This is a genomic window from Arthrobacter sp. GQ119, from assembly GCF_059759125.1.
This window is the reverse complement of record NZ_JCAXEA010000016.1, coordinates 17217-36710: the sequence shown is the minus strand read 5'-3', so window position 1 is coordinate 36710 and position 19494 is coordinate 17217. Positions and strand designations below refer to the sequence as shown.

The following is a 19494-nucleotide window of genomic DNA, read 5'->3' as shown; positions in this document are numbered from 1 at the left end:
CTTCACGCCTGCTTCAATTTCCTCACCGGTAGCGACGTTCCGAGAGAACAGCAGCGTGAACGTATACCCTTCCGGGGCTGCTACCCATCGACTCCCAGGCCGCCCCGGCACGATGCCGGTCAGGAGCCGGCTCCGGAAAGCCCCCGCAGCAGTTCGAGAGCGCGGTCCCGGTACTCCCCGTCCATAGTCTCGGCCGATTCCGGAGTGGATCCGGCGCGTTCCAGCACCTGCAGGGCGGCGCCGGCCCGTTCCTGCAGGTCTGCCACCGGCCCCGCGGTATGCGGGTAAAGCAGCGCCAGTCCCCTCCGGTCCCCAGCCGAGAGGTCGATGCCGTTGCCCGTCGGCGCGCAGGTGCTCGGATCGGACTTGTAGAAGAAGGACGGAAAGCCATAGAGCATGACCGAATCGGTATCGAACGGGCCGGCAACGATGCCTGGGTCCTCCACGGTGCGCAAATTATGATCGACCTTGCGGCGCGGCCAGTTATTCGGCGGACCCGCCAGGAAGGTGTAAATTCCCGGACGTCGCCCAGCGGCGTCGGGGATAAAGACCCCGCGCGGATTCCTCGTGGGTACATATCCGGGATCATCATCCCAGCGGAACTCCTGCTCACAGGCCCCGCGCATGTTCTGATGCGAATGATGGAACGCCAAGGCATGCAGGAACTCATGCCTCACGGTACCCTCCCAGTCCTCGGGCCGATCCGTCACGAAACCGCCCAGATTCAGACTGCGCTGGTATGGCCGGCCTCCCACCGGGTCCCCGGGGGATCCCACGGTAGGGTCAGTGCTGTCGGTGCCGACCAAGGAAAAATAACCGTCCATGTCGAACCCGACCCGGACCTCGGCCGCCAACCCGGTATCGTCCTCGTGCCAGCGCCGGTACTCCCCTGAGGGGCTAACCCCGAAATCAAAGTCCAGGTTGCAAGCATCGGCAACCTGCTCAGTAGCCCTCGCCACGTCCGCGTGGAGGGCGGTGTCCCCGTCCAAGAAAGCCACCCGCACCACAGATCCGGGTACCCAGCGGGCCAGATCCGAGACGAGAAACTCCAGGCCTGAGCCGCTGCTGCCTACCTGCTTCCGCCACGCATCCCGGACCTCAAGGGAGGCCAGCACCTCGTCAGGAAGTGATTCCAGTTTCACAGCACACCTTCCCATTCGTTGCTTCCAGTCGCTCCAGGCACCGCGAAAGGACACAGGGAGCAGGCATAACCGTAGAACAGCAAGCATTACTGTGGCGTTACCACTTTCCCTCCCCCAGGTATCTATTTGAGCTATCGCCGGCGAACAGGTCCGGATCTGGGAGTTATCCATCGTGGGATTGACTTGTTTGCTACCTGATGAGCGGACTGTCCGCAGCGTCGGCACTTCTGTACTCTCTTCGCAACGAAGTCCTGCGTCGTTCGCGAAAAGACTAATTGCGGACCATAGCGATAAGAAGCGAACCACGCGTGGAGAGCGTTTCTAACTTTCCGCAAGACGTAGGACGAAAAGCGATGAGGGCTTACACCCCATCATGACCAGACAAAATAAGCCTGTGCCTGAGCGGAAGTGTGTCTGGCGCGTGGGGACCTGTCGGCTGGAGGATTGGGGTATCACTAAGCGCGACTTCGGTACTGGCCCCAAGGAGGAACCGATATGGCAGACGAAAAACCCACCAATTGGTGGGTCACGCTGCCCGGTCTTCTGACAGCCACGGCGGCGGTGATCACCGCAGTAACCGGGCTTTTGCTCGGCCTGGGCCAACTCGGAGTATTCGACGCCGGCAAGCCCACCGCCTCCAGCCCACCTACCGACGCCGGAACCGACCAGCCCAGCAGCCGGACGCAGCCTGCGTCAGCGTCCAGTAACCCGGCGCCGGGTAACGGTACAGGGTGGGCGGTATCACTGCCAACCGAGCGTAAGTACCGGTCCGCCGACGTCGAATACGAAATTCTCGACGCGCACGTCCGGCCAGACGTTGCCGGGAAGATCGCCCTGATTTTTTCCGTCAGATGCACCAACCACGGCAGGTACGACATAAACTTCTGGGACTCCACGTTCAGGCTGAATGCCGGCGGCATCAGCGTATCCCCCGATTCCGGCCTCAATGACGTCGTCGCAGGCGATTCAAGCAAGTCCGGAAATGTCAGTTTCACCGTTCCGGCGGACACGCGGGATTCGGTCCTGCGTATCAAGTTCCCGCAGGGAGAGAGCACTGTCAAGGTCGCACTATCTCCGCCCTGAGGCCGGGCCGGATCGCGGCAGGAGTGAACCCATCCCGGCGATGAACCAGTATCCCCAACTACGTGAGGATCTCCGCGAACTGCGTGGAATGGACATCCCAATAGATCCGGAGGACCGACTCCAAAATCAAGCACCGACCGCCGCCAACGTCCTGGCCGAGAGTACAGGTAACCGCAGGAGGCCGTCACCAGCGGGACTGCGGCTGCCAGCATCCAGGCACCCACACCACGATCCATTCGGATCCTGGGCGGGACCGGCTGAAGGTGTGCCTCTTGGTCAGCCGAAGGGATCTACTTCAGCATTCGTACGTCGGTGGTGTAGTCCTGGCGGCCGGCGTGAAGTCTGTGTGGACTCACACGTATAGGTAAGTCCGGCAGTGGAACTGTAGGGCTGATCCATACATTTTTTTGTCGCCCAACTGTGGTTGTAGCGGGGACGTTCCCATCCACCTTTGTCCGCGTAGGTCGTCCGAGTCCCCCAGTCACAGCAAGTTGGATGGCACACAAACACCCGTATGGAGCCCCCCGGGATAGACGCAGCTACCGTCAAACGTGAGCGATGCATGATCCGCGCAGCCCCAATCGAAAATCACTCGGGTGACCGAATTGGTGTTCGGGTCGATGTTCCGCCAGCTGCCCGTAGAGGATTGGTGCCGCTACAGTGCATGAGCAGGCTTTGCGGTCAGTGTGCTGCCAATGACACGAAGGCGAAACTAACTAGGATTGCGGCGATCAGGGCAGCGGTGAGGAAGCTGCCAGTCTGTTGCGCATCGTATTTAGGGAACATGATGGGTGTCTCCTTTGGTTGAGGGCGTTGGATTGTATTCCGTTATTCCGCTGTGTCAGAGGCGGCCGGGTGCTTGAGTGATCCTGGAAGGAGCTCCAACGGGCAGTCAGTAGCTGCTGCTGCACGTGTGGCAGCGGTAGGGACCGGTCGGTCTGTTCGGCTTGGCGGGGCTTACCTTCCACTTCCGGAATTTCTAATCCGGTGCTCCCATGTTGCCTGCACGCTGAGATTGGCACTTCCGTGCCAGCAAGGCTTCCGAACGGTAGAGATTCGGGGGCTCCATCCACGCCGGCCGCGACCACGCCAAGCCTGCCCAGGCACGCAAGGCTTCTGCAATCAATCTGTGCGCGAAAATCAGCGACGAAGCGCCAGAGGCGATCGTGCCAGCCGCCGGCCGGGAGGTACGACAGCGACTGAATGGGGAGGTATCGGGCATAATGATCCAAAGGGCGCGGCTGGGGCGTTGCCTGCACTACATCCTCCAAAAGTCCGTGATTCTAATACTCGTTGCCACCGGCGTCGAGCTCAATCTCTGGGAGAATCGACCCGGGCTCCATCGCATTAATTCTGCAATTCTCTTTGTTGCGTAATCAAGTTCCTATCAGCGGCCCATGGGTCCGCGGCCACGAGCAATCCATTGAGCGTGGAGAAGTAGCGGCATAACAACCGGTTCACCAATCTCATCGCAGCTGTCCAAGTGCTTCAGCTTCGACTGCCGGGCCTGCGGTTCTTCACACCTCATAAGGCCGCTAAGCGCCGGTTCTCACAAATCCGAGCTTGTACGGTGACAGAGTAACGACACAGTAACGATCACTTGGGAGAGTTACCAAGAAACCCGAGAGCTAGGTGAACCGTACTGTGGAGAAGAGCAGTAAGACTCATGCGCCCGGTCCAGTGTTCCTTGCGGAACTGGTCATGCAATCAAATCACCGGCCTGCATCTCAAATCTCAGACGCCACCCGACTGGCAGCGGCTGCTCAAAGAGAACGTCGGCGTGTTGGGGCTAGCAACCGAAAGGGGATCACCCGGACGACAGTCCTGTGGGCACTCATGAGCATCGATTCCATGCTCGAAGAAGCCCTCACCGAAGCAGGTGTAACCCGTTCTGAGCTCGCGGCGCTGCTTAAACTAACCGGCACTAAGGCTCCTGACGAACTCGGCGACGCACTCCCTGAACCGGAGCTTGTGGAAGCAGTACGCGAATACTTGGAGTCCGTTCCATCGGATGCCGAATTTGGAATAGCGGATCTGGCAATGGCGATTATGACCTCGGCGCAGCAGAGGACCACCAGAGGCCGGCTTTCCAAGCGGCTTGCGGATCTGGGGATTGACTATCCAACTGCATTTGCGGCCCTGATGCGGATGGGCGCACACGCTCCTGCGCAATCTGAGAAAGAGGCACCGCCCCAGTCAGGGAAAGAGGCACCCGAACCCGATACACTCGAAAACTATTACTCGCGCACTGTGCGTCAGGCACGAGACCGACTTGGAGCGGGTGCCACCGTAACACCAGCCATGATTGCGGCGGCGATCCAGCAAGACCACCCTGAGTACGCCAACGGAATGTTCGGGTCTACATCACTGCATGTCTCGGCTGGTCCGACAGCAACCGTCCAAAAATGGCTGGAGCGCGTTCGCGGCTTGTATGACATCCGGGCAGTAGCCGAAAGCCGTCATAAGGTGATTACCGGCGAATTGACCGTGCTCGGCCTTGCCGAGCTTGACGATTCGTTGTCGGAGGACCTAACAGTCGACGGGCTCCTAAACTCATGGCGTCGGAGCGTTGCGGTTCTCCCCCGCCATACGACGTCGTCCGAGCGAACCGACTGGACCTCTGATGAACCCGCTGAAACGGATCTGCTGGGCCGGACGTACTTAGCACAGGTGTTGGCTACAAAGCTCAGAGCCCTAAGAGAAATGAGCGAGTCATTCCTAATTCACGTCGATGGCCCCTGGGGATCGGGAAAAAGCACTTTGTTCCGTCTCCTCAAGAAGGAACTGGAAGTTGAAACTATTAGAGACAGGTGCGACTTCCTGGTTATAGAAATAAACGCCTGGCGTGAGCAGAAGGTGGGTGTCCAATGGTGGACGCTGCACAGTGCACTCCGCCAAGCGGTCGAGGATGACGCTGCCCACCGCTACAGTGCCAAGGTGCTTAGCCGGATCCACGTCATTCGGACCAGGCTGTTTCCTTTTGTTTTCGCCATCCTCGTCCTCATCACGGGCGTGGTTGGGCTAGCCCTTTTGGCAAATTTCGACTTCCAGACGGGCGGTAAGATTGCCGACGCGGTGAGTAAGATAGTTTCCCTGCTTGTTCTTAGTCTGGCAGGCATAACAGCGGCATACCGTTTTCTGCTACCCGACTCGCACCGCTCAGCGAAGGGCTTCGTTTCAACGACGGCGAACCCTATGTGGGAGGTCCGACGTCTCTTCGCAAGGACTCTGAAGCGCACAAAGAAATCAGTGGTGTTCCTGATCGATGACCTTGACCGCTGCGATCCGGAATATATCGTCGAGTTCCTCGGGACGGTCCAGACCCTTGTTCGCGATGCCCACCAATCACTGCACGATTCTTCGTCAAAAGAGCGCGCACACGGACCCTACGCATTCATCGCGGCAGATGGACAGTGGATCCGGTCCAGTTACGAGAACCACTACAGCTCTGTCCGCATCACTGAGGTGCCAGGTCGGCCGCTCGGCTATCAGTTCCTCGAGAAGATCTTCCAACTCCAAGTACGCCTGCCTTCGATCACCGAAGAGACCAAGCAAGCCTTCTATGAGTCACTGCTTACGCAGCCACGAAGTAGCGAGTCGTTAGCAGCAGAGCAAAAACGGTTGGTGGAACAGGTCAAGGATGAGGTGCGACAGGCGACAAACGAACAAGAGCTAGCCAAGGCTGCCAAAGGAGCGGACCAGATCCGCAATGCGGTTCAGCGGATGGAAGTACGTGGAACGGTCGCGGTTAAGTACAATGAAGTTCCGATCCAGGAGAGCATTCGCCATGACCTCGTCCCCTACGGCAAATTTCTGGAACCGAATCCACGCAGCATCAGATTATTCGTGAACACGTACACTGTGCTGCGGTCTCTGCGCACGTTAGAAGGGATCACCGTCCCGACCCGCTCGCTTGCCCTCTGGACCGTGGTAGAGATCCGGTGGCCGTTGCTTGCGGATGACCTCCGTGCCCACCCAGATTATATCGACTCCCAAGAGGCGCCTAAATCAACAGCAGAGCTCCTGAAAAGTGCAGAAGTGCAGGCCGTCATTGCGAGTCCGGGTGAAGGACCGCTTACTCCGAGCGATGTACGCGACTGTACTGGGCGGACCGCCCTGCAGTCGTGAGAGCTTGGACTGTCGCGACAATCACGATTGACCGCAATACCGGCCGTCGCAAATACTTCACCACCCAAGGGCTTATTTGGCGGCGGCTACGCCGCTGGTGCTGGATGAATTAGTCATCGGCATCGACGAGGACTCCGACCTTATCTGCGCCGTGGAGCAACGCTCGCAAGACTACTCCGTGCTGGAGGACGAAAAGTTTGATATCGCAGCCACCGGCATGGGCGATGGCGGCTAGTAGGTGCCGAAAAACGCCGACAGAGAGGATGCTCAGGCCCAATGCAACATCAAGCGCCCCCCCGCCTCACGGGACAGAACGTCCATTCTGGGCGTCAAATGCATGGGGTTGCAGTAGGTGCGAAAACTCCCGGCGTTTATGGATTCCCAATGTGGCTGGCCAAAAGACAGCTAACTGACGAATCTTGCCATGGCCGCCGTATAAAGGCCCTGCAGCCGCAGGTGGCCGGTCTCAACCTAGCTGTCAACACAGCGTGCCAACTGACAGCACGTTCAGCGGCCAGGACCGGCAGGCGGGCAACTTGCGGCTGGTGCCCTACCTACCGGCGCCGAAGGGTTGCGCCGCGGTGTACTTCCCTGAGGCAAACGCACTGATCCGGGATGAGAACGTCGCGCGGGAATCAATACGTCTGGATTCAGGGGAATGTTCGTCCGCTTTGTGCCGCACAGCGAGGGTGCAGCGGCACGATAAGGGTCTGGCGACGCCAGCCACTTGACAAGGGAAATTCGCAACATCCACACTCGGGGCACGAACACGTCGGCACGCCGGGCGGCTTTGCCCTGCAAGTGGATTGTGTTCGGCCCCGAGCGGAGGACGGACATGGCAGCAAAAGGAGTTCAAGGTCACCCAAAGAGGCAACGCGTGTGGTTGCGGGTTCTCTTGCCTATTGCCTTGGTGGTAATCGGTGCTCCGTTTATCGAGCTCTGGTCCTGGAATAATCTCAAAAACGAATTCGCGGACCTTGGCTACGTACTGGGTCTGGGATCCTTAGTGGTGTTCACGTTCTACGGAATCTGGTCTTACGAGAGGACCGTCCAAGGGGAACCCGGAGCCAAAGCAATGAGGGACGCGATCGCCGCGTCCGTTGTGTTGATGTACCTGGTCCTGGTTGCGTGGGCTGTGTTCTTCGCCAGCAGCGGGGGCCCGTCGAATACGATCACGTCGCAGCTTTTGACCAGCTTCACATCCATCACAGGGGTGGTGGTCGCCTTCTATTTCACCTCCGTCACAGTCGACCAAGTCACCAGGACCAGGCGTCGGCGGGAGCCAGTCAACGCGCCGACGCAGGACGCACAGCTTGGGAAGGACGCACCTTCGGAGGACTAGCCGTGACCGAAACCGAAAAACGCGGGCTCATCTTGACCAAATCCTTGGCTTGCCTTGCCCGGAACTTTTCGGAACGTTGCACCACTCGAATTGAGTCAGGAAATGTCCATTTCCAAAGCACAGGAATCACTCTTTTGCGATGTCGGGGTAGCCCTGCACGTCAGCGTGTTCGCCTGATGGTTGGAGTCCTGTTAACAGGCCGGAGGCGTCCAGTGCGGCCTTGGCGACGGGCCACCCAACCAGGGAAAGGATCCAACCAGCCACAATACGGCCATGCCCACGAGAGAGGGGCTGAGCGGATCGAATGTCCCACCGGCCCACACCAAGGGGAGGACGCGCGTGTCGGCCCTTCCCACCATGGACCGGCTGGGTGGTTTTGCTGGACCTGATGTGTGCGGCGGCGCGCAGGAAGCTTCACGCCCTGCGACCTCGCGGACCACAGCCTCGCAGCCGACGCCGCCTATAGGCACGGCCCTGTCGGGAACGCCCGGTCCACATTGAACGAAGGTGAGGGACTGGCGGTCCGGGTCCCCGGGAGTACCGACACCAGCCGTCTATACCTGGAATACCCTTCGCCGCCGTTCAAGAACAAGTCGGATACGTCGTGATCCTCGTCCAGTCACCCTGGGACATTGCAGCAGAGGCCGCAGACGGCTCAACGATGAAGATGCCAGGGTTGGGCTCATGTCGTCCCTGCGGAGCGAGCCCTTCGGTTGACGCAGTGTCGGCACCCCAATGCCAGGATGGTACGCGTAGTCTCCGGTGACGACGTCGTACTGCTAAGTCCGGCCTGTTTCGGGCGCGAGCATCATGTCGTCTTCGGGTTTTGGGCATGCCTTGGGAGCCCAGATAGGCGTTCGAACGTCGTCATCAAGGCGGTGAGTCAGCACAGCCGATTGCCAATCCAAGGACCCAGTCGGTCCCATTGGTCGTGAGTGGACGTTACCCCAAGCGCCCCCGAGGAAAAACAGTGAGGCCGCCTATGTCTTTCCTTTTACTCCGGGTGGTCGCACTATCTACACTATGAATGCTGATGATTCATCTGCCCAACAACCAATTCAACGTCGCGTCGATTGGAAACGGGCTGGGGAGAAAGTTACAGTGGTCGGAGGAATCGTCGGCATTCTTATCGGCCTAAATGCATTGTTCCCTCAGGTCCTTAATCCTCCAAGCCCTTCTCCCACGAGCGACATGGTGACGCCAATCGCGAGACCGTCGGCGGCTGCGAGCCAAGCCACCACCCCGCCCGTCGCCGGCACCCCATCAACCGTTACCGCCCAAGCCGACCCGGGCTGGCCACCGGAACCTCTGGCTGTAGGAAATGACTTCGCTTCCGTTACCGTCCGAGTTCAGCCGGATCATTTTTGCAGTGGGAACAAGGGGTGGGTAACGCCAGCATGGCCGACTGAACATCCTTATGCTCCGCAATTCGATACGACTACATGGGCTTTGAATAACGGAGCCGTGCTCAACAGTGGCAATTACATCGAACTTACAGTGCAAGTGCAGAACAATCATCGGCTGACTGTCAATTCGATCGGAGCCAAGGCAGAGACAACATCCCCGCCCCTTCAAGGATACGTTCCCAACCTGTCTGGCGGATGCGGGGCCGAAGTGCCAGCGACATTTCGGGTCAATCTTGATACCGGACTGACCACATCCATCAAAGGTCTAGATCAGGCAGGACGTGAGATAGAACCGCTGCCCTTGCCCCACACCTTGAACGAGCAAGACAGAGAAAGCGTGTGGAAAATTCAGATCGTCACCGACAATTGCGACTGTCAGTTCATTCCCTACTTCAGCTACACGGCTGAGGATGGAGTTGCACGTATCTTTGAAGTAAGACTCCCCGAGGACAGGCCATGGCGGGTGACATCGCCATCCAATGCGAAGATGGTCACGAGAACGGGGGCAACTGGTACATGGACGCTAGTTCCATAAGGTCCAATGGACCCCCAACCATAGTTCTTCTCAAATACGAGTGCATCGCGGGCTTCTCGTCCAAATAAGGACGCCTCCGCCGAGCTACAACACATGCCGATCGGTCTAATTTGGCGGTCCCAAGTGGCGGCTTCAGTGGAGCCCCGCCGCGATCTCCCGCATAAGAGCGTTTCAACATTTACCTCCGCGGCAATGACGGCGCCTTCCGGCAGCGTGCCTACAACGCCCATGCTGGCACCCCTAGGGCCGGCAAAGGCTCTGGACGCTGCCGCCCCGGGGTGGCGGACCGGAAGAACACGCGGCAGGAAGCCCAAACCCTAGAACGGGTTGTGAGCCGTCGACGCCAGAGACGTCGCTCCCCTCCCCCAACACAGATCGAAATCGAAGTACGGCTGTTCACCGCGATGATGGAAGGCATCGGTCTGCAATGTCTCCTCAACCCGGAAACCGACATACGCGCCAACGTCTCGCTTACGTCGAACGAGCCATCGCTGCTTGGGGAGGTCGGTGACAGCAGGACCCGAGATCTATCGCCCAAACGGACCAGTAACCAAAAGCAGGTAGCGGTTTGGAGGGAGCAGGTCATGGCCGCAGTGGCAGAAGTGCGAGTGTGTTCCGACTTGGCGGTCGGAGACCAGATTGAGGCACGCCGTGGTGGGCGGGTCTTGCACCGTGGGCGGGTGCTGGCCGTCGTTCCGGCGTTGGAGCTCTTCTGGATCCTCGATACCAGAACGGGAACCCGTCAGCTCCTGGATTTGGAGATGCTGCTTGTGCTGAAGTGCCCCGTTTCGGCGGTCCCTGATCTGCCTGATCCGGAGCCGGCGGCAGCGTGAGAAACGCTGGGGCCAGGATCGTCGATTTCGAAATAGTCCCGGTGGCAGGATAGCCCCGTGGCTAGGAGGCGGTCCGGCGCTGCTCCTCACCCCAATAGGGTTCTCCTGTACCGGGGAGGCCTGTCCAGCAAGAAGATCACTGAACTGACTGGCGCCCCGCCGTCGACGGTGCGCTACCACCTCGCGCGGCAAAGGCTGCGGACCCGGGTCTGAAGGCATGAAGACTTCACTTTGCTGAAACCCCTATGCAACCGCGGCAGAGCACACTTGCGGCAGGGCCCGCGAGGGTCCTGGGGAGAGGAGACCATCATGACCGCAGAAGCGAGTGCAGTCCGTTCATGCTTAGGGCGGAGTCTTGGTCGGCTGCCCATTGAGACAACAACGGCGGCTACGGGGGCCTACGCCGGGAACACATCTCCAAATGACACGAGCCGGGGCGGCGGGGCCCGAGGAATCATGTCAAGGTGCCCGCCTGGATTGTTTCGTGGAATCATTTGATTTTGCCCGGATGGCCGGCTGGATTCTTGGAGCATGTTTGGCGGTTGTCAGGGCTAGCAGCTCTGCGCAGAGGGCCTGAACCTGTCGCTGGATCGCGGCGGGATTGAGCGGCTTGTTTTCGCGCTTCAGCCGGCTTTCACGTCCCGTGAGACGGTGCCATGGTCTACCAGGACGCGCTGAAACGGGGTGGCAGGCCGGTCATAAGCAAGCCCCCGTGAGAGTAGACCCTAACGCCATGGAGACCCAGTAGTTGGACAGCTTGCGATGCCACCTGAGCCGGTAGCGAATCGTTGCCGTCGATAAGCAGTCTCATTAAAGGCACGACGTTGTCGAAGTAAGCTAGCCATAGAGCCGTGTCCATATCCTCTATCGCAAAGGCAAAACCCCCTATCTCTTCCTCCGGTAATCGTCCGGAGATTTTCGGGGATATGACAATCGGAAGACGCAACGCATTGCCGTCATTTAGTGACCCTGCTGCAAGCTCCGACATCGTCTGCTTGAGCTTAGGGTTCTCTCTCAGGCCCTGCTGGTGTGGAACGATGAGCTCTTGCTGGATGTGATAATCCGTATACATCTCATGCGTGGCAGAAAAGCCGTAGTTAGACCAAAGATAAGTAGCGGGGCGCGGAAGGTGCGCCAGCACGTCTAGATAACGGTCTGCGAAGTACCAACTAGGATCCATCGTGAAATTTGCGACCATGCCGCCCGCAACCCAAGAAAAGTTTCGGTACAGGTCAAGGGTTTGATGAATACGTTGCTCGGCCCATCCTTCATGTCCAACATTTGCAATGCGTCCTTCCCAGTTTTCGATGTTGAAGGCGTTCTGGTCCATGGCAGCAGCCATCCGCTCAGCCACGTCTTGACCCAGCGTTCTTTCGAAGAATTCATTGACCAGATTATAGATGAGGTCGAATTCGGCGGAAACGTCGGTGTTCGAAGTCGGTCTAGGCCTGGGGAAATTTTCATGGTCAGCGATCCACTGCACGAGGACGAAGAGGACATCGACGGGTGAGCGCAACGCCTTCGGGTTCGTGCTGAAAACATCCCCGCACAGCGCTGCCAAGAATATGTATTGAGAAGCAGCACTAGGTAACGAACCTAATCGTTGATCTATGTACTCTATGGCTCCAAAATACCGGTCGTATGCAGGTCCGCGCTTTAAAACGTCAACTAGCTCTTGATGTCCCCCATTGATCAGCCGACCGGCATGGCCGATCTGGACCCAGATCGCGCTGGACTCCAAGATTTGAGTCGCTGTAACCGGGACTTCAGGATGAAGGATGCCACCGTCGAGGGCCTTCATGTCCCGGCCTACTTCGTCCAAGACTTCAGTGAGTACCTCGATCTTCGGAGTGGGCAATCCGAGGTCCGGCGCCAACAGCCGCAGCACGGGCTGCAGCGAGCGCCACTCGGTCAGCGGGACAATTATCGCGGGTTTGGATGTCAAACTACCCACGGACGAGAGGATCGCCATAGCAGCCCGAACATGATGGCCCATCAAAATGGCGCCATAGGGTGTCAGCAGCAAATCATGAAAGTGTCTACTTTCGTGAGCCACAGCGGTAAAGAGGGCTATGGCGGATACACGATCTTCTGGGTCCGTAAGCGCATCAAGATAGTCGCGATGTTCGTCGCCGACACTATAATTTGCTGTCGCTGCAAAGAGGTGAGTCAGTGCAGGCTCCTCGGCGCGGCGCGCTGAATCAAAGTTGAGCCACATTCCCAAATGTGTGATGTCCAACCGTCCGACGGCATCTGAACTAAAGAGGAACATAATTTCAGAGCATGCGTAGAGCCGACTCCAACAACTGGCGGACAGTCCCTGGGTCATCTCCGGATCTTATAGTCACGCTCGTCGTGCCGGACTTAATAACCACGTCGCCTTGGCCCTCGCCAAGCTTGGCGAGAGCCCATTCTACAACTTGAGCCGCGCCTCCAATACCCGTGATTACCGCGGTCACACCTTGGACGACATCCACAATTTGCTGAGGATCGAAGAATAGGTCGGACGCACCCCGAACCTCACGTGATGGGCTCACCGCCAGTTCGGTCGACGCGGCCGGTGCCAAGTCCCGAAACACCTCAGCGTGGGCCCCCGCGACCAGAATCTCAACGGCGGTTGGAGAATAACTTTGGCCTGCCATATCGAAACCATACTCTCGAGCTCCCTGAACGCATAGGGCATCCCGCCTACGAACAACAGCGCTCCGCCGAGAAGACGCACGATGAATCCGCTCTCCAGCCGATCAATGCTCCATCCCAGCGTCCGCGGAATCGCTCAAGACCCGCCCGGGGATCATGTCAAGATGCCCGCCTTGGCGGGCATCTTGATGAAGCCATGGCATCCTGGCCAGCCGGATGCTGCCTTTGGTGCCGGGTTTCGGGCCCAACCAGACTTTCCCGCCCAGGCAAGGGTCAGCTCCTGACCGGGAAACCACCTTGACATGCAGCATGAATCCCGCTGGGCTGCGACAGCGTCAGGAGTCATACAGTGCCACGGGGTCAGCCTTCAACGGCGGCTCTCGGAGGTCGAGCTCACGGGCGATCGCAGGGATTCCGGGATCGGACAGGAACCTCTCGTAGTCCTCGATCCAGTCGAAGAATACGGTTTCCAGGCAAGGGGGGTACTACTGGACAGATTACGCTCGTCACCGTTGTGGCTCGGACGCAAGCGGACTACGTTTGGCTCCAGCGAGCCTCTGGCTCTGAATGGCCAGGGGGAGACATGGACGCTTGGAAGCTCGTCAAGGCTCTGCCCCAGCCCCAGAAAGCCATCATGGTGGTCTATCTGGCCGCGGCCGCCATCTTCGGCATCGCCATGCTCGCCGGCACGATCGTCTTCACGGAATCTGAACAAGAAGTTGTGATGTCGTGGGCCTCGACAGGAATAGGTCTCGTTGCCGCCCTGTTCGGTCTTATTCTGGCGACGAACTTCCGGGGATCGGCCGTCGTCTATGCGGCCATGATGGAGAAGCTCAGGATGTGGGGCCTCGACTACTCAACCACCCCTTTCGCGAACCCCCGCTGGCTTCGCTGGTTCGGCGTTGCTTTCATGCTGATGGCTCTCCTAGTGACGACGCTGAGACTGGTTGGCAACGGGTTCTTCGCTGCCGGGAACTGAACCGGGCGCGGGGGCGCCGCGGGCGTATCCGGCTGCACAAATGGCTGCCAAGTTTTTTTCACAGAGGCGGGTAGCAAAGAACCGCATCAGACCGGGGTTTTTGCGATCAGCACACATGTTCAGCATTGCAGTACCCACCTGAGAAGTTTCGCCAGCGACCCCGGTGAGATGGCTTAGCCTGCTGGCCCCATCTCATATACATGGTTAAAGGCATACCCCCGAGGCATATGTAAAAGCGTGATGAAGGCCTCGCAAATGCACCTGCGAATCCCGCATGATCACGGCAAACTGCTGCGAGCATCACATACTCACTCGTTGGCGAATCCGGTCCTGGCTCCACACCCGGGAGAGCAACTTCCTCCCGGCAGTCGCCGCCGGCGTCGAAAGTTCAGGCGGAGACGCTGGATGCGCCATCTGATAGCTCCACTTACTTTTCTGGCGTGGCTTCCTGTATCACACTGGAAAGGAACGATACTCATAACCAGACATCACAAGAAGCAGACCCCTGAGGTCATGCAGGCGCCGCGAAGCAAGCCGGGGTTCATACTACTGAAAGTCGCCGATGTCCTCTGGCCGACGGCGACCACCCGTGTGCTGGACTCGTGGACCAAGCTGAAAGTGCGCTTTTTCCAGATGTTCCAGGCGGTTGGTCAGCTCATGAAGCGTGGCCATGCGCTCCCCGTCGTCAGAAGGGACAACAGAAATGGGTCTCAGAAATCTCCTTCAGCGAAAAGCTGCGGGCGCGGTTCCTTCGGTGACTACTCCTGTGGCTGCGGTAGCCCAGGATGAGCCTTTGTCACCGGAACTCCTGGAGGATCTGCGGTGTGCTTGGGACGAACTTATTGAGGCAGCCAAGCATTCGAAAGTGTCCAGCTTCCAAGCCTGTACGCGGACAGGCCGGCCTTGGACGGAAGACCCCGCGGCGGTCAGAGCCGTAGCGGCCACACTCCGTGAATTCCCGGACACGGACAGCCGGCGGACGACATAGCGGCCAGGCGTACCTGAGTGCAGCGGACACTCGAAGATTCCGGATCCGGCGGGGCCTTTGGCAGGATGGACCCGTGACAGGTACTCCAGGGCGCAGCGCCCCTTACCCGGAGTGGGTGCTCATGTACCGGAAGGGCCTGACCCGGGGGCAGATCGCAGACCTCACCGGCGCCGCGCCGGCGACCGTGGGCTACCACCTCGGACTCGCGCGCACACAGGACCCAGGCCTGCAAAGCGAGCATCAGACAGCGGCACGGAAACCCGAGGTCACGGGGCGGGGGCGGGAACGTCTGCAGCAGCTCATGGCGTTTGTGCAGGAGACCGGCGGGTACCCAGCCAGACGCTCAGTCGACGCAGCAGAGCGAACCCTTGCTGAGTGGCTTCAGCGGCGCCGCCGCGAAACCGCTGACGGAACGCTCGCACCGGCCTACCGTCAGGCCCTGGCGGCGTTGCCGGACTGGCAGGGCACACCCCGGGCCGTGACAGATGAGGCACGATGGCAGGAACTGCTCGCCGCGCTGGCCGCCTACCGGGCCTCGGGACAGGACTGGCCGCGCCACAAGGCCAGCATCACAGGCCAGGAGCATGAGCTCGGCGTCTGGCTGCACACCCAGCGGTTCAGGCAGCGCCGGGGCGAACTCGACCCCGCCAAAGCAGACGCCCTGGATGCCGCTGCCCCCGTATGGAGGACCGGAAGAACACGCGGCAGGAAGCCCAAACCCTAGAACGGGTTGTGCCCACTGGGGGCAAGGTAGTGACCTGCGGTTGGACATTGATCCGTTGCAATTTCTCTGATGAATGCTAGTGAACGTTTGCTTTCTGCCCTTGCCGCCTGCCGGTTTGCCATCCGGGTACCGCGGCGTTGAGCGCCTCCGCCCTCGTAGGAGTGAGCTTTCCCTGGCGTTGCGTGTTCCGCTGAACCTGGAGCCAGACGCCGAGCTGATGCTCTTCGCTGCCGGCTTCGGCCTTGTACCGCGGCCAGTCCCGTCGGGCTCCCAGGTTTGAGGCGAGGGCTGCCAGACGGCCCTGCCATCGGGCCTCGTTCGCCAGCGATCCGCGCTTCCTGCCCGTCAGCCACCCCGGCACGGCAGCATCCAGCGCCGCAGACTTCCGTGGATTGAGCTCGCCACGACGCAGCTCAAATCGCTGGCGATGCAGCCAAACGCCGAGTCCATGTTCTTCGCCGGTTGTTCCCTCGTGCAGCGGCCAGTCATTACCTGCGGCCCGGTAGGCGACCAGGGCTCTCAGCCTGTCCTGCCATTTGGCTTGGAAGATGACGGTCCGGGGGTTCCTTCCCAGCCTGGAAGGACGCTGAGTCCCTCCCGGTAGGCAGGGCCGAGGGTCCCTGCATGAGCTTCACTTCGGCGCCGCTTGAGTCAGGCCGCCAAGGTCTGCTCGGATAAGTCACTGGCCGACTGCGAAGGTTACCGGCCCGTCTCCTGCACGGCCGTGATCAGTTGTTTCATTCGGTCCAAACCTTGGTACGTCACCCGGGTCGTTTTTGGTGGCGGTGTCGTTTCATGTGCAGAGCGGAGCCCTGGATCGACAGTTTTGGCCACCCTGACGTGGTAACCCACCGTGGAAGGTGGGTGCCGGCCAGCTCGGCGATCCGTCCGTAGGAAAGACCAGCCCGGTACATCTGCACCCACTCCGGATTCGGAACAGCATCAGGTCTTGCAGTGGCCACAGTCCCATCCTGCCACTGGCGCTTCCTACGATGAGGGCATTCAATAGGCGGAAACTGTCCCACCGCACAGATTTCCCGCCATACGCGGATTCCCAGCGCCCACCTTTAGGCGCTTGAAGCCATCCGCTCGGCTGGCACTAAGTGTCAGAAGCTATAAAAAACGAGTACTCGCTACGCATGTTCTGGTAAACCTGCGGCTATTTTACTGGATCTAGGCGCCGGGCATCAATGCGTTGGGGGGTTGCCCGGCACGCCGCCCTATCAAATTGGGGTGCAGGACGACGGCGATGGTGCAGGGGCCGGGGGGAGTGGTCCCTGAGCCATCGCCCGCCCAGACAATTGCTGCGGTTTCCTATTGGAGGAGATTCAGAACCAAGGTACAGCGCACGCCTGTGGGGATTCACGGCAGCGCCCGAGTCTCGGCCTCGCTGTCCGACGACATCAACCTCGCAATCTGGCATGAGCCGTCTCGTCAGGTGGAGGGTCAAGGGCACAGCAGTAATCCTCTGCAGGCAAGGCACGCTGTTCATTACGTTCTTCCGACTCCGGAGGTAATGTGTGATTCAAAGCATCCACTGGGGAAATAGTTATGACGAATGACCGGATAGTGCAATGGCAGTGCGATAAATGCAGCGAAGAAGTCGCAGGCTGGGAAGGTTACCTTTCGGTTGATATGCCAGCGATTAATCTGGCCGAGCGGTCGCGGCAGGAGCGGGAGAATCCTCGGGAATGAAGCTTCGACTGGCGCTGCAGCGGAACCTTTGTAACGGGACAATTCCGCCAATGGACGCTGTTAGCCTTTTGGAATGGCAATTAGAAGAATTACAATTTTGGAAGACGACCTTGATGGCTCGGCTGCCGACGAAACAGTCAGGTTCGCCCTGGACGGCACGGTTTACGAGATTGACCTGACTGACAAACATGCGAGTGATTTGCGGTCAGCGTTCAGCCCCTACATTGAGGCCGGGCGGAAAGTTTCCTCGTCGCGGATCAAAGAACGTTCCACTCGCGCAAGGAAAACGCCATCCACGGCGCAGGTCCGTGCCTGGGCCGAAGAGCAGGGATTGCCGGTCAATGCCCGCGGCAAGATCCGCGCAGACATCCTGGAAAAATATCAGGTAACGCACTAAGAGCAGCCTTGGGGACGGGCAGCCCATGCCCTGCAGACTGGCGGGCAGGCCGCTAGCTTGATATGCCGGCTGCCCAGCGGCGGTACCGACTGCCCTGAAACCGGCCCCCGGTATCGCGCCTCGGTTCCATGGTGAGGTCCGCTTCCACCACAGAAAGCGGCTTGGCACCTCAGCCTGAACGCCCACCCGCCAGCACAGGCTCAAGCCTGTCGAGCAGCGAGGAGAGGATGTTGTTGGCGTCCACCACGTCAGGTGGCTGGTCTTCAAACGCTGGCGGTACCACCGTCACCCTGCCCTGTCATCGCCAGAAGCCGTTGTTCCCGCCGCTGGAGCAGCCTGCTCGGGACTATTGAGCCAGCGCATGGCCTCCTCAGTGGAGGTGAAGAAACGGGCGGGGCAAGGCGAACGGACACGCCCGAGGAAAAAGGTCGCCATTACCCGGTCAACCGGGGACTCTCCAAGCAGGGCTATCCTGGGCGCTACGTTTGCGGCCGCAAAAAGCCTTCGGGCTTTCGCGGTCACCCATGCCGTCCCCGCCATATCGACCAGCAGCGGATAGCGGCTTCCACTGGAGAGTGTCCTTACGGCTGTGACAGCGGCCGCGGCATCCCGCCCCTCGATGGTCACGCCCGGAGTCCACCGCAGAATCACGACGTCCTCGCACAGCTCAACAGTGCTTTTGATCCCGTCCAGAGCAACCCGCGTCATCTCATCCCTTCGCCCAGAAGCACCGGCCTCTTGAGCATACACATTGAGGCTGGATGCCCCTTGGGAAGGCCCCACTTTCCGGCTTCGTTTTTGCAATAGGCACCGCCTGAGTCGGCATCTCACCTGCGGTGCCGTTGCAGGGGACGGGCCTATGCTGGTACTTGTCCAGCCCGCTCCTGGCCCGTCTTATCGGAAAAGAGGGCGCGGTCTCTGCGGTCCCGGAGCCCCCAATGTCAGAGCGAGGAAAGACGATAAGTTGTCTGGGGCAGGGACCAGGGATATCTGGATGATGGATTCCGGCAACCCTGCGTGATGTCGTCCTGGACCGGGATGCCATGGAGGCACGGCTCGGGGACTGCACGGCACTGGAATGGGTGTGGATCCTTTCCCTGCTGGGCAGGGAGGAAGAATCCCTCACCGAAGGATTGGCACTGCTGGCAGCGTCCCGGGACCGGCTCAGGCCACTGCTCGTTCTTGCCCAGACCTATCAGCGCCGCTACCGATGGCACCATGCGGCCAGGTTGCATGAAGAAGCCCCTGCGTCTTGCCCGTACGCCGACCACCGAAGCGCTCGTCCGCCACCAGATCGGCAGGCGCCTGTTCGATGAGGCCCGCTACCGCGATGCGGCAGCCGAATTCGAATGGGCCTGAGACCTGTACCGGACCGCCGGCCGGGACCGCCCTGCCAGCTCTCCCGACGGTGCATGAACCGGGCCCGCCAAGTCCAGGCACAGGCGCCCCATTTCGATGACCAGACCTGACCCAAGACGCCGGCCCGTCGACGCCGCAGATCTCTTAGAGCCCGGCGACGTCCCCGGGCAGCGGAACGCACATTGATAACTCGAAGTTTGCAGCGGGTTTTTCGGAATTTGTATGGGCCCTTGGACTAACTTC

13 protein-coding genes and 1 pseudogene are annotated in these 19494 nt (G+C 59.8%); 9 read left to right on the top strand and 5 right to left on the bottom strand.

The window, feature by feature from the left end; genetic code table 11:
• Nucleotides 1-119 precede the first annotated feature (119 nt).
• On the bottom strand, nt 120-1142 hold the full coding sequence (locus tag AC6CH3_RS15340; RefSeq protein WP_498133234.1) for a zinc metalloprotease: 1023 nt from the start codon (nt 1140-1142) through the stop codon (nt 120-122).
• Nucleotides 1143-1637: 495 nt separating this feature from the next.
• On the opposite strand from AC6CH3_RS15340, the gene AC6CH3_RS15335 reads away from it, so the two are divergent.
• From AC6CH3_RS15335 to AC6CH3_RS15315, 5 genes are all read left to right on the top strand, one after another.
• Entirely contained in the window at nt 1638-2225 is a 588-nt protein-coding gene (locus tag AC6CH3_RS15335; RefSeq protein WP_498133233.1) for a hypothetical protein, read from the top strand.
• A gap of 1836 nt (nt 2226-4061) precedes the next feature.
• Complete coding sequence (locus AC6CH3_RS15330) at nt 4062-6353, top strand: KAP family P-loop NTPase fold protein (protein WP_498133232.1); 2292 nt, start codon at nt 4062-4064, stop codon at nt 6351-6353.
• A 97-nt stretch (nt 6354-6450) separates the two neighbouring features.
• The gene (locus tag AC6CH3_RS15325) at nt 6451-6588 is read left to right on the top strand and encodes a hypothetical protein (protein ID WP_498133231.1); all 138 of its coding nucleotides are present in this window, start codon (nt 6451-6453) and stop codon (nt 6586-6588) included.
• A 672-nt stretch (nt 6589-7260) separates the two neighbouring features.
• Complete coding sequence (locus tag AC6CH3_RS15320; protein ID WP_498133230.1) at nt 7261-7695, top strand: hypothetical protein; 435 nt, start codon at nt 7261-7263, stop codon at nt 7693-7695.
• A 1023-nt stretch (nt 7696-8718) separates the two neighbouring features.
• Entirely contained in the window at nt 8719-9636 is a 918-nt protein-coding gene (locus tag AC6CH3_RS15315) for a hypothetical protein (RefSeq protein WP_498133229.1), read from the top strand.
• Nucleotides 9637-11130: 1494 nt separating this feature from the next.
• On the opposite strand, the gene AC6CH3_RS15310 is transcribed toward AC6CH3_RS15315, so the two are convergent.
• Nucleotides 11131-12798: a hypothetical protein gene (locus tag AC6CH3_RS15310; RefSeq protein ID WP_498133228.1), complete on the bottom strand. Its 1668-nt coding sequence runs from the start codon at nt 12796-12798 to the stop codon at nt 11131-11133.
• Between the two features lie 894 nt (nt 12799-13692).
• Here AC6CH3_RS15310 and AC6CH3_RS15305 point away from each other — a divergent pair.
• On the top strand, nt 13693-14088 hold the full coding sequence (locus AC6CH3_RS15305; protein ID WP_498133227.1) for a hypothetical protein: 396 nt from the start codon (nt 13693-13695) through the stop codon (nt 14086-14088).
• 1061 nt (nt 14089-15149) lie between these two features.
• Nucleotides 15150-15800 (top strand): Helicase associated domain protein, encoded by a 651-nt coding sequence (locus AC6CH3_RS15300; RefSeq protein WP_498133226.1) that lies wholly within the window; start codon nt 15150-15152, stop codon nt 15798-15800.
• Between the two features lie 76 nt (nt 15801-15876).
• Here AC6CH3_RS15300 and AC6CH3_RS15295 read toward each other — a convergent pair whose 3' ends face one another.
• Together AC6CH3_RS15295 and AC6CH3_RS15290 are read right to left on the bottom strand one after the other, a co-directional pair.
• Nucleotides 15877-16161, bottom strand: coding sequence for a helicase associated domain-containing protein (locus AC6CH3_RS15295; protein WP_498133225.1), 285 nt, complete (start codon nt 16159-16161; stop codon nt 15877-15879).
• Nucleotides 16162-16350: pseudogene (locus AC6CH3_RS15290) on the bottom strand (helicase associated domain-containing protein); the annotation flags it as partial.
• Nucleotides 16351-17568: 1218 nt separating this feature from the next.
• Between AC6CH3_RS15290 and AC6CH3_RS15285 the strand changes: the two are divergent.
• Entirely contained in the window at nt 17569-17892 is a 324-nt protein-coding gene (locus AC6CH3_RS15285; protein ID WP_498133224.1) for a histone-like nucleoid-structuring protein Lsr2, read from the top strand.
• A 285-nt stretch (nt 17893-18177) separates the two neighbouring features.
• On the opposite strand, the gene AC6CH3_RS15280 is transcribed toward AC6CH3_RS15285, so the two are convergent.
• Nucleotides 18178-18600 carry a DUF7793 family protein gene (locus AC6CH3_RS15280; protein ID WP_498133223.1) on the bottom strand — a complete coding sequence of 141 codons (423 nt, stop codon included), beginning with the start codon at nt 18598-18600 and terminating at the stop codon, nt 18178-18180.
• Between the two features lie 525 nt (nt 18601-19125).
• Here AC6CH3_RS15280 and AC6CH3_RS15275 point away from each other — a divergent pair.
• Nucleotides 19126-19251, top strand: a complete 126-nt coding sequence (locus AC6CH3_RS15275; protein WP_498133222.1) for a hypothetical protein — start codon at nt 19126-19128, stop codon at nt 19249-19251.
• Nucleotides 19252-19494: the final 243 nt, after the last annotated feature.